Here is a 6,497-nt window from a genome sequence, read left to right on the forward strand (position 1 = left end):
GGATCAATTAGCGAGCGCCGAACCCTGTCATTATAAATAGCTATAGATTTCATAATTAGTACCTCCGTATAGGTTAGCTATTGTTATGGTTCCGGGGCTTATATAGGTCATCAGCCGCCTACCCACTTATTTTTTGACTAAGCGGCCAAAAAAATAGGGATAACGCTCGGATGGAACTATATGGCACTACTTTCACAGGCCGAGTTTGCCAGACAACAGGGCTTTACCAGAGGCTATGTCACCAAGCTGATTAAAAAAGGCATTATCAAACTGGTGGATAAAAAGGTTGATTCAGCCGCAGCCATAAAAGCCATTGAGAAAAACACCGACCCATCAAAACACCGTCCCTCAAAAGCACGACAGGAAGTGAGCCAACCGGCAGAAATTCTCCCGGCAGGTGGTCAGCCCGGAGCCGTTGATTTCGTTACCGCCCGGACGATGCGAGAAGCCTTCCGGGCAAAACTGGCAAAGCTCGACTTTGAAGAACGGAGCGGCCAGCTAACCGATGCGACCAAAGTCAAAAACGATGCCTTCAAAGCCGGTCGGATCATCCGGGATGAACTGTTGGCCATACCGGATCGGTTAGCGGATGTGCTTGCAGCAGAGGACGATGCCGGGGAAGTTCGGAAGATCATTTTTGAAGAACTGGAACTGGTGTTAAATCGCCTATGCAAGTAGAGCAATCCCCATACTTTGAAGGCTTCTTTAAAGGGCTCTTACCGGATACCCGTTTGACGGTTTCCGAGTGGGCTGACAAGAAAAGAGTCCTCCCGGCAAAAGCGGCAAAAGAAGCCGGTCGGTGGCGGACTGCCAGAACGCCTTATTTGAAAGAGATCATGGATGCCCTCTCGCCATCGTCTCCGATAGAGAAAGTGGTGTTTATGAAAGGGTCGCAGGTCGGCGGAACTGAGTGTGGTAATAACTGGCTCGGCTATGTCATCGACCATACACCGGGTCCGATGATGTATGTACTGCCAACGCTGGAACTGGCCAAGCGTACCTCCAAGCAGCGTATCGCTCCGATGATCGAGGAAATGCCTGATCTGAAAGAGAAGGTAAAAGACCCTCGAAGCCGTGATAGCGGCAATACCCTGATGAGTAAAGAGTTCCCGAACGGTGTGCTTATTATGACCGGGGCGAACTCTGCGGCAGGCCTCCGCTCAATGCCTGCTAGGTTCCTGTTTATGGATGAGATTGATGCCTATGACGATGATGTTGATGGCGAAGGTAGCCCAATCAATCTCGCTATAAAACGGACAGCAACTTTTAGCCGTAATCGCAAAATCCTGATGGTCAGCACACCAAACATAGCGGAGACCAGCAAGATTGAAGCCGCTTATGAGGACAGCGATAAACGTCGCTATCTGGTTCCCTGCAATGCCTGTGATCATTACCAGCCGATTGTCTGGTCACAAATCCGATTTGATGACGGGGATCCTTTGACCACACGTTTTGAATGTATTCGGTGCGGTCATCAGCATTTTGAGAAAGACAAGCCTCGTATGCTCGCTAATGGCTACTGGCAAGCAGAGATGGAAAAGAGCGAAAAGGTAGCAGGCTTTCACCTCAGTTCACTCTATAGCCCGAATGGCTGGTACAGCTGGCAGAATGCCGTGGAGGATTTTTTAGCGGCAGAGAAAAACCCGGTTCAGTTAAAAGACTGGACGAATACGGTGCTTGGTGAAACATGGGTCGAAAAGGGTGAAACCGTCGAGCATGCACTGCTTTATCAGCGGAGGGAGCATTACCCGGCAGAAGTCCCTTGGTGGGTTGAAGTCCTGACCATTGGCTGTGACGTTCAGGATGATCGTATCGAGTTTGAAGTCACCGGTTGGGGTGCGGGTGAGGAAAGCTGGTCAATCGACTACGTTCGTTTATACGGCGACCTTTCCCGTCAACCGATATGGGATGCCCTCGGTGATATGTTCCGCAAGAGCTACACCCGGCAAGACGGGATCAAGATGAATGTAGCGCAGGCCTGCATCGACTCCGGTGGTCACTTTACCGATGAAGTCTATGCCTTCTGTCGAAAGCAGGGAGCGGATTGGGTTATCCCCATCAAAGGGGGCTCACAGGCTGGTAAACCGATAGCCACCTTCCCGAAAACCCGGAATAAAAAGGGTGTTTACCTCACCATCATCGGGACGGATACCGCAAAAGAACTGATCTATCAGCGTTACCGCATCTTGGAGCCGGGAGCGGGTTATTGCCATTGGCCGATCAAGGACTGTTTTGATGAAGACTATTTCAAACAGGCAACCGCTGAAGAAAAGATCAAGAAATACAAGCTTGGTGTCCCTTATTTCACTTGGGATGCCAAAAGCCGGAGAAACGAGGCGCTGGATTGCCGTGTCTATTCTCTCGCTGCTATTCGCATCTTGCAGCAGCATCGAGGGATCAATCTCGAACGACTGGCATCCTCACGACCGTCGCCTGAAACGCCACTGGACGAAGAAGGCCAAGAAGAAAAAGAGAAGCTAGGCCGACCGATCCGGCGATCCTCCAAGAGTTCCTACCTAAACGGATAACAGCCCTGAGCGAGAAAAGCCATGTTCACGGAAGAAGAATATCGAGCACTGAAACGTGCGGTGTTGCTGCGTGATACCCGTGTCGTCGAATTTGAAGGCCGGAGAGTCGAGTTCAGCAGCTTTGCCGAAATGGAGCGTCGTTTGCAGGCGATTGAGCGGGAGTTGATCAAGCAGCAGAAGCGTCCCAAGCAATACGGCATCTATTCGTCAAAAGGAGTTTGAGAATGGGCTTTCTGTCGAACTCATTAACGAAAGTAGCAAGGCGGTTTTTCAATCTTGCTTACACCGCTGCCGGCAGTGGTCGGCGGACGAAAAGCTGGTATGCGCCTTCGTCCTCTCCGAATACGGCGCTCACAAGCGATCTGACCAAGCTCATTAACCGGTCAAGGGCGGCGATCCGTAATGATCCGTGGGCGAGCAGTGGCATAGATAAACTGGTCAGTAATGTCATTGGCCGTGGCATTACGCCTAAATCATTGGTTGATGACGATAAGCTCCGGGAAGAACTGCAAACGCTGTTTCTTCACTGGTCGGATGAGTCGGATGCTGATGGCCTGTTAAGTTTCACTGGCCAGCAATCTCTGATTACCCGCTCAATGTTCGAGGGTGGCGAGTGTTTTGTCCGGCTCCGTCCACGGCGCCTGCAAGATGGCTTGTCAGTGCCACTACAGCTGCAAATTCTCGAATCAGAATATGTGCCGGTCAGTCACAACAAAAAGCTGGATAACGGCCACGAAATTAAAGCCGGTATCGAGTTTAACGGCATTGGTAAACGGGTTGCTTATTACTTCCATCGGGAGCATCCCGCCGAGTTCTCTTTCAACAGTGAAAACCTTGTCCGTGTTCCGGCTGATAATGTCCTCCATATTTATGAGGCATTGAGGCCGGGGCAACTCCGTGGTCAGCCGTTGTTGTCACAAGTACTGGTCAGACTCTTTCATCTGGACAAGTTTGATGATGCGACCTTGCTCCGTCAGGAGATAGCCAACCTGTTTACAGGCTTTATCAAGAAGCCCTCCCCGGAACAGGAACCGATTGATCCATTAACCGGGCAACCGATCCAGTACGGTGCTGATGGCCTCCCGATGGTGGCTATGGAACCTGGCACTATGCAGGAACTCGCACCGGGCGAAGAAGTGGAGTTCAACAACCCACCCGGCACCGCTGCGGATTACCCGAACTTTATGAAGCAGCAGCTTATGGCGATTGCGGCTGGTATTGGTATTCCTTACGAGATTCTTTCCGGGGATATGGCGGGTGTGAGTGACCGGGCACTCCGCCTGATCATTAATGAGTTCCGCCGACGCATTCAGCAGATTCAGCATAACCAGATCATCTTTCAATTCTGTCGCCCGGTCTGGAACCGTTGGCTCGATATGGCGGTGCTCAATGGTTCGGTTAGCCTCCCTGACTACCAAGCCCGGCAGCGTGAGTATCGTCGGGTTAAGTGGATTGCCCACGGCTGGCCGTACATGCACCCGGTTCAGGATATGCAGGCACAGAAGATGGCCGTTCGCTCTGGCTTCAAATCCCGTTCTGAAGTGGTCAGTGAACTCGGTTATGACAGCGAACAGATTGATGAGGAAATTGCAGCGGATAACCGGCGTTCTGATGGGCTGGAACTGAAATACGACAGCGATGCGAGGGAATCCGAACGTCAGGAAGTGAACGATGGACTTAACAAGGATACTGGCGTTTAGCGGTGGCAAAGATTCGGTGGCCGTAAGCCAGTACCTTTTAAAGAATGGCTATCGCTTCCCTCATGTAGCGGTGATCAACAGGGAACTCGATTACCGCTGTCATCTGGCATTTATCGAGAGCTACTGCAATCAATTCAACCTGCCACTGATTTTTATTGAACGGAAAAAACACGGCATGGATTTTTTAAGAAAGAATCCAAAGTTCATTTTTCCGATGACGTCGGCAAGGAAAAGTCGTTGGTTCCGAATCTTTCAGCGTGAAGGCATCAAAGCATTTGCTGAAAAATACCGGGTAAAAATGGTCGCCTATGGCCGTCGTCTTGACGATGGGAACACCATCAAAAGTGAGCGATACCAGAATGCCAACGGGATCTGGCAGCTGTTCCCGATCCGGTCATGGAGCAACCGGTATACCGAGCAATTCATTCGCCCTTATCCGCTATCGCCAATTTATGCCACACCGAGAGGCAAGCGGAGAGGAACCCACACCATAAACATTGCCAACCTTTATGGTGAAACCCAGTTTGATGATGCGATCAATTTCATCAAAGCCACGGACGAAAACAAGTATCCAAACATTTTGGAGCTCATGAACTACAGGGAGAAATACTATGGCTCATAATCGCCAGTGGTTTGCCTTCAAGAACGAAGCAGGTCAAACCCCTGAACTCTTCATCTATGACGACATTGATGATTGGTGGGGCGTTTCGGCACAGAGCATCGTCGATCAGATCAGGGACACCGAAGCCTCTGATATTAATGTGCGTATCAACTGCCGGGGTGGGATGGTGTTCGAGGGCATTGCCATCTATAACGCTCTGCGTCTGCACAAGGCCAGCATTCATATCAGCATCGAGGGACTGGCGGCGAGCATTGCCAGTGTTATCGCTATGGCAGGTGACACGGTCACTATCGCTGAAAATGCCATGATGATGATTCATAACCCCTATGGTTGGGCGCAGGGTGACGCAGAGGCCATGCGTAAAACTGCCGAGGTCATGGATAAGATAGCGGATAGCATCGCTGTCTCTTACACCGCCAGAACCGGGAAAACCATCGACGACATGAAAGCCCTCATGGAAGCGGAAACATGGTTTACCGCTAAAGAGGCGCTGGACATTGGCTTGGTCGATCAGGTTGATGAGCCGATTAAAGCCGCTGCCTGCTTTGATCTCTCCCGCTTTACCAATGCACCAGCCGGGTTTGGGAAGCAGCCTGAACCGGAAAATAAGCAAGTGCCGGAAAAACCGGAGTCAGAGAAAAATGAACCGGAGGCCTCAACGGATGAGAAACCTGAAGTTGATGCTCTGTCTATTGCTTCTCTGTGTAACCAAGCTGGCTACCCGGAAAAGACAGAGGCGTTCTTGAAAGAGAACCTTTCGGAAAATGAAGTTCGGGCTAAGCTGGCTGACTTTGCAACGATTAAGAATTACTGCAAGGCGGCAAACAAGCCGGATATGGCAACCAACTTTATCAAGGAAAACAAATCCGCTGATGAAGTGAGAAACGCGCTTTTTGATCTGCTGACCGAGAATGATGAGAGTATCAACAATTCACTCTCTCCCGAACAGCAGGGCAGGAAGCAGACCAACAACGCTATCGACACGCAGGCTATCTACAGCAAGCGTAACCGGGCATAACCCTCCCTTTCATCCTCCCATAAAAGGACTATGACGATGAGTGTGAAAACTGAATCGGCGTACACTGCTGAGTTTCTGGTATCCGAAGGCAACAACAGCATCAGCCGTGAGCAGGTTGCCATTGCTGCGAACCTGGCTCTCGAACCCGGGACCGTGGTTGGCAAGGAAACCGCTACTGGCGATTACAAGCCCCTCGATCCTGCCGCTGTCGATGGCACTGAAACCGCTGCCGGTGTGCTCTACGCTGGCAAGACAACCGGCGCCTCCGGTGGTAACGGGGTGATTATTGCCCGACTCGCTGAGGTCGTGGATAGCCTGCTTGTATGGCCTGCCGGTATTACCGACGAGCAGAAAGCCGCTGCGGTCGGTGAGCTTGCCGGTCTGGATATCATTATCCGCAATTCCTAACCCCAACCTTTCGCAGTACTTCCCTTTTAAAACAATCTCTGTCTAAGGAGAGATAGCATGGCTTTCATGGATATTTTTAACGATGATGCGTTCAGCCTCACCAGCCTGACCGCTACCATCAATGAGATGGAATACAAGCCCGGTCGTTTGGGCGAGCTCGGCCTGTTCCGGGAGAGTGGTATCAACACCACAACCGCAGTGGTTGAAAGCGTCAATGGCGT

General features: G+C 51.1%; 8 protein-coding genes. All 8 read left to right on the forward strand.

What is annotated here, in order from left to right:
• Positions 1–180 precede the first annotated feature (180 nt).
• Positions 181–678, forward strand: coding sequence for a hypothetical protein (locus tag AK963_RS24105; protein WP_066017942.1), 498 nt, complete (start codon positions 181–183; stop codon positions 676–678).
• The gene (locus AK963_RS24110) at positions 669–2,528 is read left to right on the forward strand and encodes a phage terminase large subunit family protein (protein WP_066017943.1); all 1,860 of its coding nucleotides are present in this window, start codon (positions 669–671) and stop codon (positions 2,526–2,528) included. The genes AK963_RS24105 and AK963_RS24110 overlap by 10 nt, the downstream gene beginning before the upstream one ends.
• A 21-nt stretch (positions 2,529–2,549) precedes the next feature.
• A complete protein-coding gene (locus tag AK963_RS24115) occupies positions 2,550–2,750 on the forward strand; it encodes a phage head-tail joining protein (RefSeq protein WP_066017944.1) in 201 nt (66 codons plus the stop codon).
• Between the two features lie 2 nt (positions 2,751–2,752).
• The gene (locus AK963_RS24120; RefSeq protein WP_066017945.1) at positions 2,753–4,228 is read left to right on the forward strand and encodes a phage portal protein; all 1,476 of its coding nucleotides are present in this window, start codon (positions 2,753–2,755) and stop codon (positions 4,226–4,228) included.
• The gene (locus tag AK963_RS24125; protein WP_066017946.1) at positions 4,200–4,850 is read left to right on the forward strand and encodes a phosphoadenosine phosphosulfate reductase domain-containing protein; all 651 of its coding nucleotides are present in this window, start codon (positions 4,200–4,202) and stop codon (positions 4,848–4,850) included. Before AK963_RS24120 ends, AK963_RS24125 begins: the two co-directional genes overlap by 29 nt.
• Positions 4,840–5,868, forward strand: coding sequence for a head maturation protease, ClpP-related (locus AK963_RS24130; RefSeq protein ID WP_066017947.1), 1,029 nt, complete (start codon positions 4,840–4,842; stop codon positions 5,866–5,868). Before AK963_RS24125 ends, AK963_RS24130 begins: the two co-directional genes overlap by 11 nt.
• Before the next feature lie 36 nt (positions 5,869–5,904).
• Positions 5,905–6,276 (forward strand): head decoration protein, encoded by a 372-nt coding sequence (locus AK963_RS24135; RefSeq protein ID WP_066017948.1) that lies wholly within the window; start codon positions 5,905–5,907, stop codon positions 6,274–6,276.
• Between the two features lie 66 nt (positions 6,277–6,342).
• On the forward strand, positions 6,343–6,497 hold a 155-nt coding region (locus AK963_RS36920; RefSeq protein ID WP_420795626.1), incomplete at its 3' end, for a major capsid protein.

The organism is Endozoicomonas atrinae, assembly GCF_001647025.1.
GTDB classification, from domain to species: domain Bacteria; phylum Pseudomonadota; class Gammaproteobacteria; order Pseudomonadales; family Endozoicomonadaceae; genus Endozoicomonas; species Endozoicomonas atrinae.